Annotated in this window: 20 protein-coding genes and 1 pseudogene; 3 read left to right on the forward strand and 18 right to left on the reverse strand. The window is 51.8% G+C overall.

The window, feature by feature from the left end; translation table 11 throughout:
- Positions 1-231: 231 nt before the first annotated feature.
- From HYD27_RS04510 to HYD27_RS04520, 3 genes are all read right to left on the reverse strand, one after another.
- The gene (locus HYD27_RS04510; protein ID WP_219211985.1) at positions 232-1,053 is read right to left on the reverse strand and encodes a methyl-accepting chemotaxis protein; all 822 of its coding nucleotides are present in this window, start codon (positions 1,051-1,053) and stop codon (positions 232-234) included.
- 116 nt (positions 1,054-1,169) lie between these two features.
- A complete protein-coding gene (locus HYD27_RS04515; RefSeq protein WP_219211987.1) occupies positions 1,170-2,612 on the reverse strand; it encodes a DUF4179 domain-containing protein in 1,443 nt (480 codons plus the stop codon).
- Positions 2,602-3,138 carry a sigma-70 family RNA polymerase sigma factor gene (locus HYD27_RS04520; RefSeq protein ID WP_375373891.1) on the reverse strand — a complete coding sequence of 179 codons (537 nt, stop codon included), beginning with the start codon at positions 3,136-3,138 and terminating at the stop codon, positions 2,602-2,604. Before HYD27_RS04520 ends, HYD27_RS04515 begins: the two co-directional genes overlap by 11 nt.
- Before the next feature lie 213 nt (positions 3,139-3,351).
- Between HYD27_RS04520 and HYD27_RS04525 the strand changes: the two genes are divergently transcribed.
- Positions 3,352-4,149: a hypothetical protein gene (locus tag HYD27_RS04525; protein ID WP_219211989.1), complete on the forward strand. Its 798-nt coding sequence runs from the start codon at positions 3,352-3,354 to the stop codon at positions 4,147-4,149.
- 61 nt (positions 4,150-4,210) lie between these two features.
- Here the strand turns inward: HYD27_RS04525 and HYD27_RS04530 are convergent, their stop codons facing one another.
- Genes HYD27_RS04530 through HYD27_RS04550 form a run of 5 tightly spaced genes read right to left on the reverse strand, consistent with a single transcriptional unit; the run spans position 4,211 to position 9,131 of the window.
- Entirely contained in the window at positions 4,211-5,221 is a 1,011-nt protein-coding gene (locus HYD27_RS04530; protein ID WP_219211991.1) for a Gfo/Idh/MocA family protein, read from the reverse strand.
- Positions 5,221-6,414, reverse strand: a complete 1,194-nt coding sequence (locus HYD27_RS04535; protein ID WP_219211993.1) for a radical SAM/SPASM domain-containing protein — start codon at positions 6,412-6,414, stop codon at positions 5,221-5,223. Before HYD27_RS04535 ends, HYD27_RS04530 begins: the two co-directional genes overlap by 1 nt.
- Positions 6,414-7,523, reverse strand: a complete 1,110-nt coding sequence (locus HYD27_RS04540) for a glycosyltransferase family protein (RefSeq protein WP_219211995.1) — start codon at positions 7,521-7,523, stop codon at positions 6,414-6,416. The genes HYD27_RS04535 and HYD27_RS04540 overlap by 1 nt, the downstream gene beginning before the upstream one ends.
- Positions 7,524-7,551: 28 nt before the next feature.
- Positions 7,552-8,892 carry a hypothetical protein gene (locus HYD27_RS04545; protein ID WP_219211997.1) on the reverse strand — a complete coding sequence of 447 codons (1,341 nt, stop codon included), beginning with the start codon at positions 8,890-8,892 and terminating at the stop codon, positions 7,552-7,554.
- Positions 8,889-9,131, reverse strand: coding sequence for an acyl carrier protein (locus HYD27_RS04550; RefSeq protein ID WP_219211998.1), 243 nt, complete (start codon positions 9,129-9,131; stop codon positions 8,889-8,891). The genes HYD27_RS04545 and HYD27_RS04550 overlap by 4 nt, the downstream gene beginning before the upstream one ends.
- A 169-nt stretch (positions 9,132-9,300) precedes the next feature.
- Here HYD27_RS04550 and HYD27_RS04555 point away from each other — a divergent pair, with 169 nt between their 5' ends.
- On the forward strand, positions 9,301-10,221 hold the full coding sequence (locus tag HYD27_RS04555) for an AraC family transcriptional regulator (protein WP_219212000.1): 921 nt from the start codon (positions 9,301-9,303) through the stop codon (positions 10,219-10,221).
- Positions 10,199-11,185, forward strand: coding sequence for a hypothetical protein (locus HYD27_RS04560; RefSeq protein WP_219212002.1), 987 nt, complete (start codon positions 10,199-10,201; stop codon positions 11,183-11,185). Before HYD27_RS04555 ends, HYD27_RS04560 begins: the two co-directional genes overlap by 23 nt.
- An 86-nt stretch (positions 11,186-11,271) precedes the next feature.
- On the opposite strand, the gene HYD27_RS04565 is transcribed toward HYD27_RS04560, so the two are convergent.
- The 10 genes and pseudogenes from HYD27_RS04565 to HYD27_RS04610 form a co-directional block, all read right to left on the reverse strand.
- Positions 11,272-12,039, reverse strand: coding sequence for an IucA/IucC family C-terminal-domain containing protein (locus HYD27_RS04565; RefSeq protein ID WP_219212004.1), 768 nt, complete (start codon positions 12,037-12,039; stop codon positions 11,272-11,274).
- 36 nt (positions 12,040-12,075) lie between these two features.
- A complete protein-coding gene (locus HYD27_RS04570; protein ID WP_219212006.1) occupies positions 12,076-13,080 on the reverse strand; it encodes an ABC transporter substrate-binding protein in 1,005 nt (334 codons plus the stop codon).
- 321 nt (positions 13,081-13,401) lie between these two features.
- The gene (locus HYD27_RS04575) at positions 13,402-15,189 is read right to left on the reverse strand and encodes an AraC family transcriptional regulator (protein ID WP_219212009.1); all 1,788 of its coding nucleotides are present in this window, start codon (positions 15,187-15,189) and stop codon (positions 13,402-13,404) included.
- 553 nt (positions 15,190-15,742) lie between these two features.
- Positions 15,743-15,996 (reverse strand): annotated as a pseudogene (locus tag HYD27_RS04580) (hypothetical protein); the annotation flags it as partial.
- Between the two features lie 705 nt (positions 15,997-16,701).
- The gene (locus HYD27_RS04585; RefSeq protein WP_219212011.1) at positions 16,702-17,652 is read right to left on the reverse strand and encodes an ABC transporter substrate-binding protein; all 951 of its coding nucleotides are present in this window, start codon (positions 17,650-17,652) and stop codon (positions 16,702-16,704) included.
- A gap of 29 nt (positions 17,653-17,681) precedes the next feature.
- Positions 17,682-18,719: a FecCD family ABC transporter permease gene (locus HYD27_RS04590; RefSeq protein ID WP_375373892.1), complete on the reverse strand. Its 1,038-nt coding sequence runs from the start codon at positions 18,717-18,719 to the stop codon at positions 17,682-17,684.
- Position 18,720: 1 nt separating this feature from the next.
- Positions 18,721-19,725, reverse strand: coding sequence for a FecCD family ABC transporter permease (locus HYD27_RS04595; RefSeq protein ID WP_219212013.1), 1,005 nt, complete (start codon positions 19,723-19,725; stop codon positions 18,721-18,723).
- Between the two features lie 122 nt (positions 19,726-19,847).
- On the reverse strand, positions 19,848-21,494 hold the full coding sequence (locus HYD27_RS04600; RefSeq protein WP_219212015.1) for a helix-turn-helix domain-containing protein: 1,647 nt from the start codon (positions 21,492-21,494) through the stop codon (positions 19,848-19,850).
- A gap of 173 nt (positions 21,495-21,667) precedes the next feature.
- Positions 21,668-22,429 carry an ABC transporter permease gene (locus HYD27_RS04605; protein ID WP_219212017.1) on the reverse strand — a complete coding sequence of 254 codons (762 nt, stop codon included), beginning with the start codon at positions 22,427-22,429 and terminating at the stop codon, positions 21,668-21,670.
- Positions 22,426-23,175: an ABC transporter ATP-binding protein gene (locus HYD27_RS04610; RefSeq protein WP_219212019.1), complete on the reverse strand. Its 750-nt coding sequence runs from the start codon at positions 23,173-23,175 to the stop codon at positions 22,426-22,428. The genes HYD27_RS04605 and HYD27_RS04610 overlap by 4 nt, the downstream gene beginning before the upstream one ends.
- Positions 23,176-23,202: the final 27 nt, after the last annotated feature.

A 23,202-nucleotide genomic window follows, 5' to 3' on the forward strand; every position in this document is an offset into this window, starting at 1 on the left:
AATCCAGATCGGACAAGGGATAACCCTCTTTTTCCTTCACCCATTGGGTGCAAGCTGTTTTTAGCAAGAAATCCCTTTGTGTAGAGCTTTTTAGATGATTTGTGGATACTTACTTTCGAAATTCGGGATAATTTCTCTTTAAAAAATCCGCAGATGCAGATGGAGGGGATACTCCTGCGGATTCCTTTGTACTTTCCTGAGTTGACCGGATATGTTAATTCCGGAACGCAATTATTGAATAATGGAGGATATGAACTTTGCCATTTCGCCGCTTGTCTTATTCAGCCGTTCAATGACATCACTGAATTCGGTGACCAGCTCGGCCTGCTCGGAGGAAGAAGCAGCTATGGCCTCAATCTCCTTCTCCATCTGCCGTATGGATTGCTGGACAGTGCTCAATGAAGCCTCGATGGATTTCGTTGCTTCCTTCGTATGGACGGACAGCTTGCGCACTTCCGTTGCCACTACCCCGAAGCCTGCTCCTTCCTGTCCCACCCGTGCAGCTTCAATGGCCGCATTCAGCCCGAGAAGATTCGTTTGTTCGGAAATTTCACGGATGAAGCCAGCCACCTTGCCCACCTGATTGGACTCTTCCACCGTCTTGCGTGAATTCTCAAGAATCTGCGCCGTGGTGGCCGACAGCTCTTGGGACTGGGCAGCCACATTCTGGACCATATCCAGCAGTTGACCGCTGATCTGATTGACACTGTCGGTCAGCTGCTCCATCTTATCCTCGTTTTCCAGCGTGTAGGCAATCGCCAATGCACCGATAATCTCCCCTTCCGCATCGTAAACCGGCACAGCCGAGGAGATCACCGTAGCCCCATAGAGCTCGGACGGCAGACGGTTTGTTGTCGCACGTCCGGCGAGAGCATTTCCGAGGGAAGGGTCATCCGGAGGAACGGGGCTGCCTTTACCCAGTCCGAAATCCAGCGCCTTGCTTGGAGCATAATAATGAAATATTTCCTTGTCGGTTATCCCGATCATAATATCCTGGGAATGAATCTGCTTGAAAAAGGGAGCAGCCAGCACTAATGCGTTCAAGTTATCCATCGAATCTCTCCTACTTAGGGAATGGTTTTGATTATTATCGTCACATTTCATTCATAATTTAAGAGGGAGACACGCAGAAATAACATACAATAAATTACATTACAGCTTCAGCTATACTATTTGGAGTCCAGCTCAAGCGTATGGGATTCAATGATCGGATTCCAATACCGCTCAATTGCAATTGTAAGCGGCTGCGGATAATTCACAGCTTGGGCTCCAAAGTTATAGGCGTAAGCTTCCGCAACAGCATCCTCCGATACCATTCGGCTGGTATAGCCAATATCGCCGGAAATTTTATATGCCGCACCTTTTGCATCCGTGAAGCTGTCGGCCAGCCGCATGTTGAAGCTTGTCAGGGACTGTATCTTTTGAATCGTTCGGCTGAACAGGACTTGCCCCGCCTCTGTTGTGCCCGCCGGTTCAGCAAGAGTCAGATCTTTTCCCGGCGCCTGGATGATTTGTTTCTTGTTCAGGTCGACTGTAATATTCATTTCATTTTTGTCCAGAGCGGCGATTCCGGCGATTTTTAGAGACACGCTGTCGAACTTCTGCGGACTGCCGCTGAAGACAAGCGTAAACTTGGAAGCGTCCGTGTATACTTCAGAATTGTCAGCTGTGATAATGCCGGGATAATATAGTTTCGAGGCCGTATCCCCGATTTTACCGAGCAACACAGGGTTCAGCAACTGAAACACTTGCTTGGAATTGTTCTCATCGTAAGCCATGTCTACATAAGTGCCCAGAGGCGTATACAGCAGCTGGTTGACCATAATCTTTTGACCATCAACGGTTAGTGACCGGTTCACAGGTACCAGCATAGTTTCATCCTGGAACATGCCGGAATCCAGCTCAAAAGGAATGCTCAGACTGGTCCGGTACTTGCTGCTGCTGGAGCTGAGCGCCTTTTCCGAGATTTGGGTGAATACAGCATTGTATCTCACGTTCTTGGGATAATCCACAGATGGCAGAAGAGTCGCGGAGTAGGCAAAATTTACGGTTTGACCCGGGCCGATCTGACTGCTCGAACCTGCCATTTCAAGTGATGCGCCTACAAATGGTGCCTTAATCGTTCCGTAATCCAGGGAGAACCCCGCATGAATGACCGTCTGCTCCGAATGATTCTGTACATTATATAATATAAAGGCCTTGCGGCCGTCCGTAACAGCCCCCAGTATTTCCACACGAATCCCCTTGTTCTCAACGCTTGTGTATACAGGCTTAATGAGGTTCCGTTCCAAGGCATTTGCCAGGGCGGGATCACTGAGGTTTGCCGACTGGTATATTTCTGAATCGTTCCAGTGCTTCCCGTAAGAAGTCTGCACCGGAAGTATGGCATCCCTGTTATTTGGGACATCCGGGTAAATTGCTATTTGAGCGGCAATGATCACGGCCGCAGCCGCAGCTATCCCATAGGTATATTTTCGCCGGCGCTCCCGTCTCTTCCCTTCCCGGATACCGCTGCGCATGGCTGTATACATTTGCATGTCGGGCACCATCACGGCGCGCCGCTTGATCTCCTCCATACTCCGCTCAAGCGCTTGTTCTTCCTTATTTGCCATTGTGTTTCGCCTCCGTATCCCAGAGATCATTGCGCAGCTGCTTCAATCCTTCGCGCAGCCAGGTTTTGATGGTTCCCTCAGGTTTTTGCAGCACCTCTGCGATTTGTGCGGTTGTCATGTCCTGATAATATTTGAGCATCACTGTGTGCCTGTATTTCGGCTTCATCCGATCCATCGCCCGTTCCAGGTCAATCCGCTCGTTGCTGTTCATCTCCCGGGCCGCCTGCTCTGCAAGACCCTCCGCCGGGAAGACACGCTTCTTGCGCCGCAGCTCATCCATGCAGCAGTTAATCGTAATCCGGATGATCCAGGGTGTAAAAGCCGACTCGTCCCTCAGTTTTTTGCGTTTCATCCACGCACGGCAGGAGGCCTCCTGCACCACTTCCAGCGCATCCGCTTCAGACCGCATATAACTCAGGGCAATTACATACATTTTGCGGTGTTCAGCATACAGCCGCGCAAAAAAAGCCTCTTCGTGATGCACTCCGGCAGCCTCCGGCCTGGCTTCTTCCATGGATTTTCCCACCACATACCACTCCCCTTTCTTTATTTAGTGCGTGTACAGGGAAGATGTCCTCTAAATGAAGTTCTAACAGGTAAGACGTACGAGCACCGGAAAAGGATTTATTTTTTTAATAATGCCATTAATAGAATACAAGCAATAGTTATGTCTGAATTGACCATAGCCGCCGAGCGGGACAATCGATACCCTTAAGGTATAGAGGAGCAAAAAGAGAGGATGAAACTGATGTTGGAGCATCACAAACAGACACTGGAGATGCTGGTGCGCAAGCTGGAGCCGGACCCTGCCTGTCTGGCGGCAATTACCAGCGGGTCGGTAGCTCTGGGGCAGGCCAAGCCGGCCTCCGATGTGGATGTCCATCTGCTGGTCACCGATGAAGCGTATGAAGAATACAGCAAGAACAATACCCTGTCCTATGTAGACCGTGAGGTTAGCACCTATGAAGGCGGCTATGCAGATATAAAAGTCATCAACCTCCGTTTTCTGGAGCTTGCGGCGACGCAGGGGAACGAGCCGACGCGCTATGCTTTTACCGGCTCCGAGGTGCTGTTCTCAAGAATCCCCGGGCTGGATGAGCTGGTGGCCCGAATACCGGTGTATCCGGAGCAGAACCGCGAACAGAATTTGCAGGACTTCAGCGCGCAGATTCATCTGTATGCCTTCTATTTCGCCAAGGAAGCCGCCAAGAAAAATGATGCCTATCTGCTCGCCCACACGGTGAGCAGCCTGGTGCTGTTCAGCGGCCGGATGATTCTGGCGTATAACCGGATGCTCTTTCCGAGCCACAAGGCTCTGCTCGATGCCGTGGATTCTGCGCAGCACAAGCCTAAGGATTTCCGGAAGCTGGCAACAGAGCTGCTGCAAGCCCCCGGCCTTGATAAAGCTCTGCGGTTCGCTGCGAGAATACTGGCTTTTTATAACCATGGCTTGTCCTTTGAACAAGCGCTTGGGATCTATGTGAAGAACAATGAGCGAAGCTGGATGGAGCAGCCCCCGGCCTTACCGGACCGTTAATGTAGACACACGCACAGCAGCCTGCATCATTAGATGCAGGCTGCTGTGCGTGGAGTGATTGTCATAAATAGATTTGGCGCTGCTGTGCCGCAGCCATGATTTCAGACTGGAGCTTCACCCGTTGCAAGGCGCTCTCCAGATTCACATTTTGCTTCCCGTCCATGATTTCCGCAAAAGCTTCCAGCTGGTTCACATAATAATTCATCGGCTCGAACTCAAGAAGGGTGCTGCGGTTATCCGGAAGGTCATGCCTGATTTTAATTTTGTAAAACCCTTTGACCGGCCGGAAAAAATCCGGAACGGTCAGCACGGTCTGATCAAAATACAGGGTATGCGAAGCCCGGAACGGCATTTCAAAGGAAGTGAGGCATTCGGCCTCCAATCCACACTCATAGCGGAGCGCAGCCTGGAAGGTCCAATCGCAGCCATCCGGCCCGTCGAACCCGGACTGCGCTGAAATGTCATTGGCTTCAAGGCCGGCCAGCACTTGCAGGAACTGCAGCCAGTAACACCCCAGATCGGCAAAAGCTCCTCCTCCCTTTGCTTTGACACTGCGGTAATTCCCGGCATGCCTGTCTTTGGCCGGAACGGTGATCCGCGTTTTGATCCTGCGCAGCTGACCGAATCGCCCGGACTCCGCAATGGATTTCAGCGCCTGCTGCCATGGATGATGCGCGATCATCAGGCCTTCTTCGAGCTTCGCTCCCGTTGTTTGTACACTCGCTTTTCTCAAGCATTCTGCTTCTTCAATAGTTAAGGCAATCGGCTTCTCCACCAATACGTGCTTGCCTGCCTCCAGTGCTTTTACCGCCCATTCTGAATGCAGCTCATTGCTTAGCGCAATATATACGGCATCCAGCTCCTTCATCTCCAGCAGTTCATCCAGACTGCTTGCGACGTAAGGAATCCCGTAAGCTTCCGCCAGTACCAGCGCTTTCGCGGCTGTACGGTTGGCAATGGCCGCTACATTTACAGCCCCCGCGTACGCGGCAGGCTCCAGCATGGCAGGTGCGGCAATATTCGAGGCGCCGAGAATGCCCAGCCGGTACGAACGTTGTTCTTCGCCAGCCATTATACGTGCGTCAGCGCTGCATAGGTATTCAGATAGAGCACGTTGCACTTGGAGCAGGCCGGGGACAAGCCTTCATCCAGAATCCGCCGCAGACGATCGTAGCGTTCCGAGTTCCAGATGTCCGTCAGGGAATGCTCATTCACATTGCCGATCGACAGCTCGCCAAAAAATTTGCACGCGCTCACCATACCATTCGGAGCAATATCCACCCGGGTGCTGAGCGCCAGACATTTCGACGAGCTGCGGGAAGCTATTGGCTTGCCGGCGACAAAATCCTCAATTTCATCGAAATCAAGTCCCGGCTGGTAGCGGATTCGGGTATTCTGCCAGGTGTTGCTGTTGATTCGCTTCAGATCATCGGTCAGCCTGCCGACATTGCCGGGCTTGATATGATATTTGAAGGCATGCCAGCTGCTCCGGTGCTGCGGGTCCAGCTCCGCAAGCCACTGGAAGTGCTCGTCGTAGAACCGGTCCATTTCCAGGCTGGTCTCCGAAGAAATATACCAGGGGAAGCAGAGCAGCACCAGATCGACGCCTTTTTGCTCAAAAAACTCCACCAGCTCATACAGCCTGCCGATCATGTTGTCATTAATCACATTGTGCACGGAGATTCTGCCCCGGAACCGTCCTTCTGCGCGCAGGGCCAGCAGCCGGTCCACGTTCTCGACCACCTTTGCAAAAGAATCCTTGCCGCGCAGCAGATCATGCTCTTCCTCGAAGCCCTCGATCGGAATCAGCAGCTCCAGATTGTCAGAGATCGCACACAGCTCCTCTTCATATTTATGGATCAGGTAGGCATTGGTGCAAATCGTCGTGTCCCTGGGATGCTCCTGCAGAAGCTCCAGAATTTGCTTGGCCTCCCGGTGAAACAACGGCTCCCCGCCCCACAAATAGAGCCGTGATCCGGCTTCATCGGTTTCCTGCAGGAGCGTGCGGATCATTTCCAGATCCATATCCAGGTTCTGCTCGGCCTTATCCATATCATGATGATAGCCCGATTCATTCCATTGATAGCAATGCTTGCAGCGGAGATTGCAGCGGTTGGTCAGCTTGAGTGACATAATTTCCGGCATAACGGTCTTGAAGCCTGGATCACGCTTGCGTTCCCTATGCGGAATAACGACGTTCTTAATTGTGCGCTTCAAGGCTTCAAAGGACTTAGCGTCCAGGGTAACTTTACTGGTAGGCTGCATTAGCTTCTCCCTTCCGAAACGGACAAACGTTCCGCATAATCGGCAGCATAATCCGGGTAACGCCCTCCGGCAGCCAGGAGATTATCCGATAGCCTGCGCAGTTCCTCACGGGCAAATCCCGTTTCTGCCCACTGTTCATAACGTATGCCGTAACCAAGCTCTACCCAAAGATCGCTGTTAATCTTCTCATGGGGTCCAAAAGGGTCCAGCAGCACGAGCGGCGTTCCTGACGCCAGGGAATCGATCAAAGCGCCTCCGCCCGGCTTGCTGATTACAGCCGAAGCCTGGCGGATGACGCCATACATTCCCTCCGGATAGTGCCGGCAGGGCGGAAAGCTGCTGTGGCTGTTGCGGGTTACCCCGGCGAACGGGGGGAAGGTATACTGTCCGCTGCTGTCACGCAGCCATGTCCGCCATTCCGGGTCGTTCATATAATATCGTCTGCCGGAGACAGCCTCTCCGATCTCTTGCGGCCGATAAGCGGCTATATCCAGCTCGAATCCGGCCGCCTCCAGCGCCTCAAGCTTCTCGCGGAACGTTCCGATTCCCCAGCCTCCGCCATGAACGACCAAATGCCCGTTTCTTGCAGAGGCTGGCAGCCTCTCCTTGTCTCCGGCATCAATGCTGAAGAGGACTTCTCGCTTCACACGGTCATACATGCCGACTTCACGGTAGCCTTCCGCATAACCGGGGTTCACCCTGCGGAGATTCTTCCAGGATGGTGAAAGATCAGCATCAATATAGAGCAAATCGGCATATACCGGATAACCGGCAGCTTCACGGTACCTGTCGAGAACATGTACCCAGTGGCCGGATAACGCGATGAAGTGCTGTCTTTCTTCCAGGCGCCATTGACCGAACAGTGCTTCAACTTCGGCAGGATCAAGGCTGCCCCGGATGTCTCCCGGTATTTTCTGCGAGGTCAGCGCTACGGCGAAGTTGTCCTGGTATGCTCTGCGGCTGTCGTCCGTCAGCTTTTTCTTGCTCTCCGGCATAAGCGTCTCAAAAACCTCAATCTCCGCATTGACTCCAAGTGCCTTAAGGCTCCGTTCAATCAGCAGGCCGGGGACGTAGAAGCCCAGCCCAAAACCAGAACATAGTATTGTCACGGCATCCTTCATTTGAGGGTTCCTTTCCTTAACGCAGTATAGTATAGCCAGTGCCAGTCAGCACTTCGTCCAGCTTGAGGGCCAGTCTTTTTTTGTGCTCCCCGTCCCGGAAGGCAAGCGCCGCATACAGCTTCCCTTTGCCGTGAGCGGCGGAGCGGAATGGGCCTGGCGGCTTGAGCGTGCCCGAAGACAAAGGCAGCACTCCTTCTCCTGCTTCCGCCGAGAACAATATGCCGGTCTGCTCCAACCGCTGCAGTAACTCTTCATAGCGGACCTCTTCCGTGTACACCAGCGGTACCTGTATGAGGCAGGTGTGCAGATCATCCCGGTTAAGCTGCCGGTCAATCCCGTGTTTGATCAGACTCATCGACTTACGGGCATTGATCTCAACGAGCGGTGCGAGGCTTCCGTCACGCAGCAGCATGGAGTCCACGCATACATCGCCATAATACCCGTCGGCATACAGCTCCCGGCCGATGCTGTGCATGATTTCATAATAATTTTCACGGTCCAGCCTCTCCAGCAGCGCCGGCTCCGGCGACTGTGATTCTCCGAAGGCAAAGCCATTATTAACCAGCTGCTGGACCGACTGGATGGAGATTTTGCCTGCAGGATCAATGCGGAATTGACAGGAAAAATCGGTTTCACGGTCCAGCAGCGGCTCCAGCACAAACTGTATTCTTTTATCCTTATTTCTGCCGGACTTCAGATATCCGGCAATTCTGTGCAGGGTGCGTTCAGTGTCTACCGGCTGGTTGCCTTTGCCGGATACGCCGTACTCATCCTTGATCAGAAAAGCCCCTTTCTCCAGCAGTGCCCCTCCTTGCCGCAGCAAATCGTCTGCACTGCGGGCTACCTGGGCTATATTCGGCAATGACAGCCTATCCCGCATGGCGACAGAGTAGGTTTTGGTGTTCACTGTGCGCACAGTCTGCTCATCCGGCAGAGCAGGCCCAAGCTTGTAGCGTCTGGCGGCTTGGCGTGTCCCGGGAAGCACGGCGAACGGTTCAAGCACTGCTCCTCCGGATAGCAGCCCGTCTATTTCCTGCCCGGGGTCCAGGCTGCCGAGCAGTTCAAACACGTTCAATGCATCCTGCCTGCCCCGGGCCTCTCCGCCTTCCAATGTTAGCGGATACAAATTGCTCTTGAACGAATATCCGACAGAGTGCAGATAGTCGATTTGGGCTTGGTCCATGCCACTGCGGGTCAAAAGAACATCCCCGCTTCCGCAGAAGACAAACAGCATCTCATCCATCGCCTGAACGATGGCCATTGCTCCGGCATCGGGTATGGAGGGAAGGACAGCCAGGTCTGCCTCCCGCCAGTATCGTTCCGACTCAAAGCTGCCGCAATGTACAGCGGTCTTCATCGTCCGGCCAGCCCGGAGACATAACCGGAGAAACGGTCAACCGATTTCAAATGCTCCAGATCAAAGGTATCGAAATCCACCTCAATATTGAACTCATCTTCGATTCTCAGAATAAAATTAATAATTTGCAGTGAATCCAGTGCGGCATCCAAGGTCAGGTCGGAGGCACCGTTCAGCGTCTGAAGCAGCCCTGGATCCTCCTTGATTTCGGCGATAATTTCAATGACTTTCCGTTGCATGTGTCTACCCCTTTCAGTGTGGAGATTAGGAATGAATGAAAAAAATATACCAAAACAGAGGATGTTAATATATGGTTGAATGCGCCAAAATATTCAGTTATACTAATGTGGATTCCAGCTGCCGGCACCATTTTTTCTTAATAAGGAAGTAGGAAACGGAGGTTTGTCTATGGAAGTTTTTCCGGTATTTACTGGAGAATATCTATTTGACTCCTGTTCACCGGTCCAATTGCTCCTGACTCAGGAAACGCTCACTTCCGTACGTCATCAGCACGATTTTTTGGAGCTTGCCTATGTAGTTGAGGGTGAGGGCATCCATATGGTTGCCGGGGATAAGATGCAGGTTGCCAAGGGTGATTTGTTTGTGATTCCCCCTGGCGTCTCGCATGTGTTTCAGCCGCAGGATCTGTCCGGTTCGCGGCCGCTGCTTATCCTGAACTGCATGCTGGGAGCTGAATTGTTCAGGCTTCCCGCAGAGCTGCAGGAGCAAGCCTCACAAGAGGACACCGTTCGCTTAACAAGACTGCACGGGATTAAGAACTGGTTCGGATACAAGGAAAAAAACAGGGAGCTTGCCCTCTTGTTCAGCCGTATGCAGGAAATACATAACAGCGCTTCCCGGGAGAGTCAGCTCCAATTATATGCCTTGCTGTTCGAGCTGGTCAGCCTCATTCTGCCTTATGCAGCCGTTCCGTTTGCCCAGCAGCCCCAGCCCCCCGAAGATCCGCTGCATGACGTTATCCTTTATATGGTCAGCAACTTCAGACAGCGAATCTCGCTGAAAGATATCAGCCGCCGCATCGCAATGAGCTCCCGTCAATTTCAGAGATTATTCAAATTAAAGACCGGCAAATCCTATATTCAGATGCTTCAGGAAATCCGCATGAAATACAGCTGCGCGCTGCTGATGTTCACGGAGCTCGGCATTCAGAATATTGCTCTGGAGGTTGGGATCGGCGATATGAAATATTTCTACCGGTTGTTCCGCGAATACAGCGGGATGACTCCGGCCAACTACCGGAATAAACTGCATAGCCATTTTTTGTCGCCGAAGGAGCTGATGAGCAGTGCTGAATATTCCTCCCATTAAGAGCACCTCCTATCCGAAGCTCCGCAGCTGTATTGATGATTGTATTCAATCTGTTGCCGAGTGGCTGGGCAAGGACAGCAAGGGGATGTACGGGGATGCCTGGCAGCTGTCTTTTGAAGAGCGGCATTCGCCGGATCAGCCGTTGATTGACAGGGTAGCCATTCCCCGGATCAGCAGGGAATATCTCTCGGCTTATCATGGACTTCAGTTCAGCTATATCCAGCGGAAGGAGCCGGCTATGGACAAGGACTTCATGCTGGATATGCTGGAGAGCCGCTTCTCCCTGGGCATGCCTGTTTTGGTTGGATTCGATTCCTATGACTGTCCATGGTGCCTTGCCTACCGTAAGCTGCATACCAGCCATGCCTGTCTGGCCGTTGGCTTGGACCGTTCGGGCAATAGGATTTATTTGACCGATGCCTTTTATGGCAGAACGCTCGAAGCTGTGGATTTCGATGCATTCGAGCCAGCCTGTCATTTCTATGCACTGTTTGGGCTTAGCCAGCCTTCGCTTTCACTCAGTAATTGGCGGCAGGCTCTGCACCATACGCTGGCGAAGCCGCTGCGGCAGGTGCAGCCATTGCAGGTTGCTGATCACCTCAGAGCTTATGCCGACACCTATCTGGAAACAGGAATTACCACAGAACATCCCGCAGAATACAGCTCTTACTTCCTGCTCTCAGCCAATACAATTCCGATCAGCCGGATAAGATACAGCCTGTTCCTGCGTACGCTTGCCGATGCTCCGGATGCTCCGGGACTTTCCGGGTTCGCAGACGGCTACCAGCACATGGGAGAGCAGTGGAATGTCGTCAATCAATTCATGATCAAGGTAATGTGCTCCGGGAATAAGTTCGCACAAAGGGTAAAGATCCACAAAAAAATGCATGAATTGATCAAGCTCGAAGGACAACTGCTGCTTGAATTGGTGAATATGGCGGCCCAAATTGAACAGGTTCAATAAGGGCTTGCAAATAAAGCGCCGCCCAGGGAATCTGGCGGCGCTTTATATATAGGTAAAACCGTTCATGCATATATTCCCGGCTTCGCCTAGCTTCTCTTCTTCGGACAGTTGGAGCAGTATTCCGCGCTGCCTGCGACCTCATAATAGAAACAGCAGGTTTTACGGACCCGCAAATGAGAATCAGGGACCGATGAACTGCCCGGACGGCTGTAGAACCGTTTCAACGGATTGTGCTTCTCCCCGAATAAGGCACCGGGAGCATGGTCAATCAGGTATTGAAAGTCGGCCTGTCTCCGGGCCTGCCCGTGCAGTTCCCCCTGCAGGCCGATTCGTTTCTCATAAAGTGAAAACACACGTACCGCGACGTTTTCCCATAATATTGCTTTTGGCACATGCGCCACCTTGGACATCACTTGGATAAGCCTGCCCAGATTCCCGGCAAAAAGTGCCTGAAGCAACGTATCGCGCCAGGCCTGCCGCCCGTCAGTTCCGGGTATCGATGTATTTGTTTCGTCCAGACCGATATGCTCCAGCCAGGAGCGTCCCGAAGGTGATGGAAGCCGGCAGTTGCCCGCCGAGAAATCCAGACCCTTATTGAACACTGTCATGGCGTACAGCATAGGTGCTGCGGTTAAGAAGGCGTATCTTTTTATAAACTGAGAAGCGGCAACCCCTCTCGAAGGGGATTTCAGCAGCACGCTCAGCCGGTCCAGATAATCGGAACAGGCTTCAGCTTCTATTAACTCCGAAGCTTGTACCGGATAAGCGATGCAAGCTCCGGCGTGCTCCTGCAAGCCGAAATACAGGCTTAAGCCCGCCCATTCTTCCCGTTCGAGCGGGGACTGACTATTCAAACCCAATCCCTCCTTGAGTTCTGAATGCAGCAAGCTCTAGTTAAGCGCGTCGGCAATCTGATCGACGATCAGGTTGATGGCAATGGGTCCGTAATAACCGATCCATTGCGCCGTATTTTCCTCATACACCCGGTTGTCTTTAACTGCACTCAGATTTTTCCAGACCGAGGTGCTTTGGAATTCAGCCGTCAGAGCCTTGTTCGTTTCATCCTGAAGCAGGAAGATATGGTCTGCCCCAAGCTCCGGCAAGACTTCAATCGAGATCATCGAGCTGGTATCCGAGCTGTTTACGGCCATTGGAGGCGGAGTCAGTCCAAGATCTTCGTACAGAATTTGGGAGGTCCGGTGCGCTGTGTTTTGAAGACGGATCATGCCGTCCCTCGGCCGGATCAAGGCAACAGTCTGTCCCTTCATCTTGTCGGCCAGCGCCTCTTTCAGATTGCTCACCTTCTGATTATAATCATCTATCAGCTGCTGTGCCTGTTCCGGCTGGTCCAAAACCTGGCCGATCTTCAGCATTACAGTTTTCCAGTCTTCATTACGCTCAAGCATAAGTGTCGGAGCGATTTTCTGCAGCTCTTCATAAATCTTGTCATGGAACTCCGTGCCGATAATAAGGTCCGGACTCAGCGAAACGACCGCTTCCACGTTGGGCTCCTCATACGTTCCGATTAAAGTAACATTATCCATTTGATTACCCAGGTATTCTGGAACTGCGTTGTCGGTTCCGGCTACTACGCTGCCGGTCGGTTTCTTGCCGAGCGCCAGCAGCTCGTCTGCGTACTGAACGTCCAGCACGACAATTCTCTCCGGTACTTCCTCCAGCGTCAACTCGCCCTTCAGATGCTGAATCGTGATCGGCGCCGGTTTTGCTACGGAGCTTGTATCTGCAGCCGGCTCGGAAGTGGCTTGCGTTTGGTTCAATGCTGTTCCTGCGCTATTTCCGCTGCCTTCATTTGAAGGGTTTGAGCACGCCCCAAGCAGCATAATAAGACATGCGAACAGGCTGATGACCCCCGGCCCTTTTATTTTCGGATGCATAGATGCAATCCCTCCTTTTTCTAATTGATAATGATACTCATCATCATTACAACACTATAATGACTCCGGCCCTTCCCGGCAATGGATACTTACGACAACCGCAATGGATTATGACGACACAAGTAGAAACGGCTACGCCGTCCTTGTAAAGGACGGCGTGTTTCAGCGAGAAATAGAAGGATAATTTAGTGTGCAGAGCATATAAATTCTATATTTCAAAAAAACACCGCTGCCGGTTTTGCAATCCGGATTCAGCAGTGCTGCTGCAAGCATAAGGCTGCGCACCGGCGGTTTATCTCTCCTCAATGCCCGGCCAGCCAGCTATTTCGCATTCAGAAACACCTCCGCCACCTGATCCACCACCCGGTTCATCGCAATCGGACCGTAGTAAGCGATCCACATGCTCATTTTGGCGGGATACACATGGTCCTGCCGCACCGCACGGAGATTTTTCCAGGTTGCTGTATTCTGGACCTCATCTGGCCAGGTGTCCAAGTGGCCGCCGGTCAATACAAAATAATGATCGGCATCCAGCTCAGACAGGCTTTCCAAGGAGATCATCGAGCTGGTGCGTTGGCGGTGAACGGCTTGCTTCGGTGGACACAGTCCCAGATCACCGTATAAAATCGCTGCAGTCCTGTGGGCGCTCGTATGCAGTCTGATGCTATTGTCCCGCGGACGGATGACTGTAACCGATTGGCCGTGCAGCTTGGCGGCCAGATCCGATTTCAGAATGCCGATTTTTTGCTTGTATCTCTGCAGGATCTGCTCTGCCTCCCTTTCTTTGCCTACGATCCGTCCGATGATCCGCAAGGTTTCCTTCCAGTCGTGATTTCGCTTGAGCATAATGGTGGGGGCAATTTGCGCCAATCTGTCGTAAATGCTTTTTTGAAACTCGGTGCAGAGAATCAGATCGGGCGCAAGCGCCCGCAATGCTTCCAAATCAGGCTCATTCTTCGTTCCCAGAGTCCTCACCGTACGCAGGCTGCCTATCAGATACTCAGGAAAGCCATTCGGGTCCCCGTTCACCGTAACACTTCCGGCCGGCTGTTCTCCCAGAGCCAGCATATGGTCCGTAAACTGGGGGTCCAGCACAGCAATTTTTCCAGGCAGCCGCGTGAGCGGGAGCTCGCCCTTAAGATGAACGGCTGTCCGCAAGGAGCGGCGGGAAGCCGTATCCGGCAGTTCCATTAAGGTCTTTCCGCTGCTGCCGATGCCTCCTGCTGCCGGTGAAAGCGCGGGCACAGACGCTCTTTCTGATTCAGAATCGCCAAATTGCCGTATCCATTCCCGATAAGTGCTTGGAGAAACTCCTGTGCAGCGTTTAAACAAGCGGCTGAAATAATAGCTGTCCGCATAGCCTGCCGCTTCGGAGATTTCCTTAAGTCCGGCATCGGTGCGGCTGAGCAGCGCCTTTGCCTTGTCCATACGCACCTGCTGCAGATAGTCAATCGGTCCAAGTCCCAGCCGTTTTTTGAACAGCCGCTGCAGTGTGCGCGGGCTGCATTTAAACAACGCCGCAATTGTGTCCGCCGTAATCGGTTCCGTATAATTTTCAGCGATATACCGGGCAGCCTGCACTGCCATGTCCGGTGACGCTGGCTCCAGCCTGCGCCGCTGCAGCTGGCCCATCAGCTCGCACATGAACTGATAAAACAACGATTTCACCTGCAGCTTGGCCAGTGCTCCCGGCCGTCTCCACTCCTGCTCCATACGTGACAAGGCAGCGGAGAGCGGGGCGGCATGAATGGCTGCAAAGCCATATTGCCTCTCAAAGGGTCTTTCAAGCTCCAGCAAATCAAGCAGCTCCCTGCTGCACGGCAGCGGTAAAGCAGCCCTATATTGAATCCCATAACAGCTCAAAGATGCGGAAATATCCGTGAACGTAAGCACTGCACCTTTCCCCGCATGATAAGCATAGCCTTGCTCCAAGATATGCTCTTCTCCGGCCCGCAGCAGCCGGGCACGGCCTTGTATCGTATACAGCAAAGTATTTTCCGGAAGCCGGATGAGATGCGGCTGACCGCCGGGCGCCAGTTCTAGACGCCTCACATCCATTATCTTCAGCACAGCTTGATTCCATAGTAAAAGCTGATTTTCCACAATCATATTCTGATGTCAACTCCTGAAGAAGGTCTGCCGAAATCTTGAACGGGTACGGCCCCCTTGTTTCCTTCGAGTATAGCTTACAAACCGCAGGTTCTTCAATTATCGAATACATTGATGACGAAGAAGCCCGGTCAGTATAAATGAAGTGCAACTTAGAATAGACATTGGAATAAACCCTTGATTTATCCGGTGAGATCTAAGCTTTGTATGCAGTACTCAAACATTACTCCTAAACAGAAATTGTAAACATTGCTGCTCCTAGAATGATTACTCCAACGGCAATCATGCTGATACCCTTTTTGTTTTTCAAATAGTAGTATCCCGCATAGTAGTACCATTGACTAAGATCTCAATACCTGATCTTCGGCATTATAGTCCTTTGATAATAAAAACAGATTTATAACAACGGTTACCACTGTAAAAACAATACCGAGCACTCTAAGGGTATTTTTCATTTCACCACTCCTTCAAATTGAAAAGCCCCCACCAATGCTGGCAGGGTACGGTGCTTACGTTACCTTCATTTTAACTTTTATGGAATAATATGATAATTCTATTCCGCGAAATATTCGTCTGCACTGAAGGTTAAGATTTTATCGAAGATCATATGTCTTTACGGTTGGTGAATGGTCCTTTGTTGTTCCCGTGCTTGTCAATGGCATAGGACGCTGTTCCTGTTCCGGACTGTTTGTTCCCGTACCAGGTGATGAAATCATTAACTTCAGTCATGCTCAGGTCGAACTCTTTCTCAAGGCCGGTGGTCATGGTAACAATGAGAATAGCGCGGTCACCAGTTGGCTGCTCCGGAGTTGGAGATGGAGTATTAGTAACCGTTGGTGTTGGTTCTACAGTTGGTTCTGGCGTCACCGGTAGCGTGGGCTCGTGATACTGTTGGCTCTGGTGTTGATGTGGGCGGTAATGGTACATCTGAATATAGTTGAATTTCATTCACTGATACTGAGGAAGACAAATTATTAAAAATCACTATTTTATATACATTATTCACTGGAGTTATATCTATCAATCTTCCGTCTGCTTGCTCAGCACTGAAGAACAACCAACTGGTAATTTGTTGATTTGAACTGTTATAGAATGCGATATTGACAGATGAAGAAGCCTTTACTCTCAGAGCGCTAACTTTAGATACAGAGTATAAGTTTGTTACCGGATGATCTTTATTCCCACCAGCATTCCAGGGAGTCATTGTCAGCAATGAAGCTTCATTATTATCAGTTATTTGTAAATAGGGGCTGCCTTCAATTCCCTCTGCGCTACAGGATTTGGAGGGAAGTCCGTTCAAGTGGAAAAAGTGAACTTAATTCTTCCCCAACCCCTTTTTTCGCAAGCGTTAGTGGGAAAAAGGACACCTAAATCGTCCAATTCTCCCCGTTACAGAGGAATATGCTTCAATTAAGTATACTTTTTCCCGCTATTCCTTTTACCGGAAACTCTTCCATCCATTTAAGTGACCTTAAATCGTTACGGACTGACTTTGTTAACTCATAATCTCAATTAGTTGCTGAATAACTGTTCTGCATCATCAATAGCCATACTCTGCCCGAGTGAGGAGTAATCCAGCCATTTTTGGCCGTCCAGCACATAGACGTGATTGTTTTTAACGGCCTTCAGATTTTGCCAGATCGCATTCTTCTCCAGTTCCTCGAAATTGCTCTTGGCCTGATCTCCTGTGCTGATGATGACAAAGACGGCATCCGCATCAAAGTCGGGCAGCACCTCCTTGGAAATGACCTGATAAGGCTCATCCGCCGGAATTTTCTCTACTCCGTCAGCCATCTTCAGTTTCAAATCCTCGAACATGATCGGGCCAAGCGGTCTTCTGGTCCCCATTACGCGCAGCTCCTTGGCGGTCATACGGATTGCCATGACCTTGGCATCGGCACCCAGTTTTGCTGTGATCAGCCCGCTGACCCGCTCAGCCTTGGTTTCGTAATCCTGAATGAACGCCTCGGCTTCTTGCTCAAGGCCTACATTTTCAGCGATCCGGTTCAGATGGTCCCTCCAGGTTCCGCTGTCCATATCAATGGAAATGGTGGGAGCAATCTTTTCGAATTTGGCAAGATCCTCGCCGGAGTAAGTTTCATCGATATAGATTACTTCCGGCTTGAGTCCAAGTACGGCTTCCATATCAGGATCGGTAACTACACCGAATTTGGTTACACCCTGCAGGCGGTCCGCCACATGCGGCAGAAAGTCTTTAACATCCCCACCGATGACGGAACCGGCCGGAGTGATGCCCAGTGCAAGCAGGTTATTGGTAATGTGTATCGACATGGAGGCGATTTTGGCATTGGGATCATGGGTGATATCCGTGGCCGGCTCAGCGGAGGCCGGGGCAGAAGGCGAAGCGGTTGAAGCCGGACTGGCTGCCTCGTGGGCTTGTCCGCAAGCGGACAGCAACAACAGCAGCATCAGAGAAACCAGCGTTAATTTAGTCTTTTTCATAAGTTGTATATACCTCCGGATTAATAAGATCAGTCTTTCGTTTTGAACAGCAAATACAGAAAATACGGTCCGCCGATTGCCGCAACAACCACACCCGCCGGAATCGCATTGGGCCTGAAAATGGAGCGACCGACCGTATCGGCTGTGACCAGAATCACCAGACCGATTAATGCGGCCACAGGCAGGGAATAGCGGTGCTGCGGACCGGCCAGACGTTTGGCAATATGCGGGGCGATCAGGCCAATGAAGCCGATGCCGCCCGCTACAGACACGCTGGCGCAGGAGAGTGCCACGGCCATGCCCAGCATCAGCAACCGCTCACGGGTGACATGGCTGCCCACACTGTAGGCAATTTCATCACCCAGGACGAAGATGTCCAGCGTTTTGAAGCGGCGGTAAATCAGCGGAACCAGGATCGCAATCCACGGCAGGAGAGCAAGTACATGTATCCAGTCCCGCCCCCATACACTTCCTGCCAGCCAGCGCGCAGTAAAAGCATAGGTGTCCTCGTCCAGCTTCAGCGAGAGCAGCAGCGTTGCTGCACTGACACCGGCCGCTACCGCGATTCCGACCAGAATCAGGCGAACCGGAATAAGCCCCCGGTGACGGTCATAGGCGATAACAAAAATAATCAGTGCGGTAAGGGTGCCTCCAAGAAAAGTGAACAGCGGAATGAAGAGCGCGACCGGTCCCTCCATAGTGCGGAAAAAAGAGACAAAAACAATGAGTCCAAACGCCGCACCTGTATTGATGCCAAGGATTCCCGGATCAGCGAGTGCATTTCTTGTTGCTCCTTGAAAAACAGCGCCTGAAATACCAAGCCCGATCCCGGCCAGCATGGTTACTATAATCCGGGGCATCCGGTACTCGAAGAGGATCATGGAATTCTCGCTTGTCCCCTGGCCCAGCAGCGTTTTCCACACTGTGAGCGGCGGCAAAGAGATCGAGCCGGTATTCAAGCTGATTGTGACTACACCAACAGCGAACAGCAGCAGTGTCAGACTGATAAAAAGCACTTTCTGTCCTCTCTTTTTTTCCAGTCGCTGCATGTCCTTATAAATGCCCATGCTACAACTCCCTCCCCTCTTTGCGCGCCAGGTAAAGGAAGAAAGGAACACCCGCCATGGCAACCATGGCGCCGATTGCAAATTCCTGCGGCGGATGAACCATGCGTGAGGCAAAGTCGGCCCAGACCAGCAGAATCGCGCCGAGAAATGCGGAAAAAGGGATCAGCAGACGGTAATCGACTCCAATCAGACGTCTTGCAATATGAGGCACAACCAGTCCCACAAAGCCTATCGAGCCCGCCACTGCCACAGAGGAGCCGGCAAGAATAACAGCGGCAGTAAGTCCAAGAATGCGTATCCGGTCCGTGTGTATGCCCAGGTTAACGGCCGTTTCATCTCCCAAGGACATGAAGGTGATTGGCCGTCCCATCGTTATGGCCCACAGGATGGTTAACAGGACAACGGGTGTCAGTATCCGCAGGTGCTCCCAGCCTACCCCCGAGACTCCTCCGGCATACCAGAAGGCCAAATCCTGGCTCAGCGCAAAATAAATCGCAATTCCTGTGCTTAACGAATGCAGAATCGCTGCAACGACTGCTCCGGCAATGGTCAACCGCAGCGAAGTCAATCCGCCTGGGGCTGCAGACCCCAGCAGCATAATAAATAACGTGGTCAACGCGGCGCCAATAAAGGAAAAGAAGATCAATCCCCAATAGGACATTCCAGGCATCAAGGCAAAGCACAGCGCAACCGCAAACGAGGAGCCGGCATTTACGCCCAGAATTCCGCTGTCCGCCAGCGGATTGCGCGTCACCCCCTGCATAATGGCCCCGGCCACCGCAAACGCCATCCCTGTCACAGCTGCGCCAAGCACACGGGGGAGCCTGAGCTCATGCACAATCTGATGGGGAGTCAAGGCGGAATCGTATTGAAAGACGGCCGACCACACCGTATGAAGGCTAAGCTCCTTGGCACCAAAGGAAATGGACAGGAAAACCGTGCAGGCCAATCCCGCTGCCGCAGTGATGAACCAAAAAACTGTGGTGATTCCCGGCTTTTTTTTCATACTCAGAGATTCAGACCCTCCTCCTAACCGTTGATTATGAGAATCATTATCACTTAAATGATTATATCTGAGTTTAATCATGCATGACATGCCAATATCCAAGAATATAAAATGGACTTTTTTTAGATCAGCTCTCTGAGGCTGGGAGACTGGCTCAATAAACGCGCAGCCTCCTCCAGCTGCTGTGAAATGAGGAACGGGGCATACATCATCCATTTTTCCCAATCGATAAAATAGACCCGTTTGTTCTTAATTGCGGAGTGCCGCTTCCATGCCGAATCCGTCTTTATCAGCTCAAAAACCCGCCGCTTATCCCCTTCCGTCTCCACAGCAAAAAATATAAAATCGGCGTCATAGTCCTTCAGCCCGTCAGGCTCTATCGCTGTCCAATTATATGCCGTACCTGCCGGATGCAAATCGATCTGCCGCTGTATCCGTTCCGGAGGCGCTAATTGCAGCGAGCGGTAGAACACATGCCCAATGTTCCTCGCGCCGTACATTCTAAGCTCATGTTCACGGCAGACACAGACGGCAACGGTTCCTGAGCCGACTGACGGACGGAGTTTCTTGCGGATTTTTTCCGCACTCCGCTCATGCTTCTGAAGCCACTGGACCGCCTCCGCCTCCCTGTTCACCAGTTCTGAAATATGCATCAGATGGGTGTAGACATCCTGGCTTAACCAAGGAACAGCTACAATGGGCGCAATGTCATTGATATGCTTCCTGGCTTTGTTAAGCACATTATCCTTGCAGACAATAAGATCCGGCTGCTCTGCCAGAAAGGCTTCCCGGCTGATGCCCCAGGGGTCGGCGGCATGCTCGGGAAGGGTGAGGCTTATGGTTGTCATGGGAAGATGCCGGTGCAGCTGGGCCGCACAGGGCTTTAGACCAAGGGTATACAAATGATCGGTATATGGTGCTGACAGTGAGATTATTTTCTTGTCGTTTTTCTTCGCAAACACCCGGGGGGAATATCCGCTCGACTCTTTAAAGCGCCTGCTGAAATAAAATTCATCCTTATAACCAACCTCTGCGGCAATGTCCCGAATGGATTTATCCGTCTGAAGCAGCAGCTCTTTAGCCTTATTGATCCGGAGATGGGTAAGAAAGGCCACCGGGGACTTATCCATGGCCTGCTTGAACACCTGTGAATAATAGGCAGGATGCAACTGGGCAAGCTCCGCCAATTTGTCTATCCGGATTTCCTCGCGGTAGTGGTTCTGCAAATAATCCAGCGTCAATTTGAGCCGCATATCGGCATCATTCGGAGCTGCCGGTTCTGCATACCGCAGCAGGCCGTCCAGCATATCATGCACATATTGCTGGCTGAGATAAGGATGCTGTTCCCGCTTAAGCTTGCCTTCGGCAATCAGCAAATAAAATAAACGCTTGAACTGGATGCCGCCGATCCGAAGTTCCCCGTGAAGCGGAAACCCCAGTTCCCGGCAGTACTCTCTGCGGTTAAGGCTAGCTTCCGTCAGGCGGTACATGTCAAATGAAATCCAGCAGCATTGCAGCTCCTCCTCCCGGCTTCCCGTGTGCAGCTTCAGGCATGCTCCCGGCGGATGCATATGGAGGGATTCCCGTTCCAGCTTGATCAGCTGTCCGTTAACGGACAGCTGCCCATTGCCGCGGGTTATGTATATCAGAATATGATGCGCCAAGGGTTTGCCTGCCGCCCATTCCGGGACAGAGGAGCTTTCACGGGCTTCCGTGATTTCGTAGAGAACATTTTTTAGAAAAGGATGTGTCTTCACCGGTGTTAACAAATGATGTGTCCTCCCTTCTGCCTGCCTAGTGAAGGCAATCGCCTCTCCTGAAAAAACACCACCCTGGCAGGCGGTGTAATGTAAGTATATATCTTTAATAAAGATAATGATTATTATTATCAATTATAAGCATTACTCTGAATGAAGTCCATGGAAATCAGCCGCCAAACGGCTCAATTAATAGTTTCGGGCAGCTTCAGCCGCAAGTTTGCTGTGAAGAAGAGCCTGTACACCAGCACACTCAGCAGCATGCTTGTAATGGCGGCGGAGGCGGTGAAGGAGAACACAATCAGGATTTGATAACGGACAGCCACTACCGGATCGGCTCCGGCGATAATCATCCCTGTCATCATCCCCGGAAGCTGTACAAGACCGACGGTCTTCATGCCGTCGATGGTAGGGATCATACTGAACTTCACAGCTCTTGCCCGCACCTCCTGCATCGCCTGCCCGGCTGTTGCACCCATAGCAAGCAAGGTTTCTATCTCCCCTTTGTTCCGTTGAATCTCATGCTTAATGTGATTAATGAACAGGCCGGAAACCACCATCGCACTTCCAATCGTCATGCCGCTGATAGGAATGATATACTGTGCTGTTGGCTCAATAATATGCAGTCCGAGCAGGACACCCATCATCAGAAGCTCCATGGCGGTAATCGCCACTGCAATTCTCCAGACCAGTCCTGGCAATCCTTTGCCCCTTTTGGCGGCGTTCCATGAAGCTACAGAGATCATAAAGATTATGATCAGGACGACAAAGGCTGCGTGCTCCGCCCGGAAGATAAACTGCAGCACGTAGCCGACGGCAAGAAGCTGTACCGCCGACCGTATGGTTCCAATGGCGATGTCCTTCTCCAGTCCAAGCTTCTGCCAGATCGAAACCAGCATGGTTCCCAGCACAAAAAGGAGCGTAAAGCTGAGGGCAGTTAAGCTCATCTCCGCATGCTCCCTTCCTTGGACTGGATATACTTGTCCACCAATAAAGCTTCCGGTTCCTTATAGAAGGCTTCACTGCTGTGTTCCTCCAGCCGTCCTCTTCCCATCACCCATGTTCTGCTGCTGAATCTGCTGGCCTGCTGCAGATCATGGGTAATCCAGATCAGGGAGGCTCCCTCTTCCCGATGCCATTTCAGCAGCAGGGCTTCGACCTTCTGGGTACTCGCAATATCCAGAGAGGCCGTGATTTCATCCAGCAAAAGAATGCTGGGGCGGAGCAGCAAGGTGCGAATCAGCGCGATCCGCTGCTTCTCCCCGCCGGAGCAATCCGCCGCCGCTTTGCCCAAATCCAGATCATCAAGTCCAAGCTGCTCCAGCAGCTGTGCTGCCAGGGCCGGGTCATATGGAAGCTCATGCAGTCTGCTTGCCGCACGCAGGTTATCCTCTACACTTCCAGGCAGCATTACGGCTTGCTGCGCTACATAAGAAACCGCCATTCTCCAGTGCCGCGGATTCATTTGCTTGAACGTAACCCCTTTAAACCGCAAATTTCCTTCGTCCGGGGCTTCCAGCAGCGCCAATATGCGGAGAAGGGTGCTTTTGCCTTGTCCGGAAGCGCCTATAAGCGCAATCCGGTCCGGGACGGATATTTCAGCCGCTACATCTGAGAACAAATACCCTGCACCCGGTTTCCCGGTATTCCGTCTGCGTTTGCTTATCTGTTGGATTTCGAATATTGCAGTCATTCCCCAACCTCCTGCACCGTTGCTTAT

It is taken from the genome of Paenibacillus sp. S150 (assembly GCF_019352175.1).
In the GTDB taxonomy this organism is placed as follows: Bacteria; Bacillota; Bacilli; order Paenibacillales; family Paenibacillaceae; genus Paenibacillus_AQ.

Bases quoted from the DNA above. Each gene is read 5' to 3' on its own strand.
- HYD27_RS04510 (WP_219211985.1), bottom strand. From the start codon at position 1,053: ATGGATAACTTGAACGCATTAGTGCTGGCTGCTCCCTTTTTCAAGCAG.
- HYD27_RS04515 (WP_219211987.1), bottom strand. From the start codon at position 2,612: ATGGCAAATAAGGAAGAACAAGCGCTTGAGCGGAGTATGGAGGAGATC.
- HYD27_RS04525 (WP_219211989.1), top strand. From the start codon at position 3,352: ATGAAACTGATGTTGGAGCATCACAAACAGACACTGGAGATGCTGGTG.
- HYD27_RS04530 (WP_219211991.1), bottom strand. From the start codon at position 5,221: ATGGCTGGCGAAGAACAACGTTCGTACCGGCTGGGCATTCTCGGCGCC.
- HYD27_RS04535 (WP_219211993.1), bottom strand. From the start codon at position 6,414: ATGCAGCCTACCAGTAAAGTTACCCTGGACGCTAAGTCCTTTGAAGCC.
- HYD27_RS04545 (WP_219211997.1), bottom strand. From the start codon at position 8,892: ATGAAGACCGCTGTACATTGCGGCAGCTTTGAGTCGGAACGATACTGG.
- HYD27_RS04550 (WP_219211998.1), bottom strand. From the start codon at position 9,131: ATGCAACGGAAAGTCATTGAAATTATCGCCGAAATCAAGGAGGATCCA.
- HYD27_RS04555 (WP_219212000.1), top strand. From the start codon at position 9,301: ATGGAAGTTTTTCCGGTATTTACTGGAGAATATCTATTTGACTCCTGT.
- HYD27_RS04570 (WP_219212006.1), bottom strand. From the start codon at position 13,080: ATGCATCCGAAAATAAAAGGGCCGGGGGTCATCAGCCTGTTCGCATGT.
- HYD27_RS04575 (WP_219212009.1), bottom strand. From the start codon at position 15,189: ATGATTGTGGAAAATCAGCTTTTACTATGGAATCAAGCTGTGCTGAAG.
- HYD27_RS04585 (WP_219212011.1), bottom strand. From the start codon at position 17,652: ATGAAAAAGACTAAATTAACGCTGGTTTCTCTGATGCTGCTGTTGTTG.
- HYD27_RS04590 (WP_375373892.1), bottom strand. From the start codon at position 18,719: ATGGGCATTTATAAGGACATGCAGCGACTGGAAAAAAAGAGAGGACAG.
- HYD27_RS04595 (WP_219212013.1), bottom strand. From the start codon at position 19,725: ATGAAAAAAAAGCCGGGAATCACCACAGTTTTTTGGTTCATCACTGCG.
- HYD27_RS04605 (WP_219212017.1), bottom strand. From the start codon at position 22,429: ATGAGCTTAACTGCCCTCAGCTTTACGCTCCTTTTTGTGCTGGGAACC.
- HYD27_RS04610 (WP_219212019.1), bottom strand. From the start codon at position 23,175: ATGACTGCAATATTCGAAATCCAACAGATAAGCAAACGCAGACGGAAT.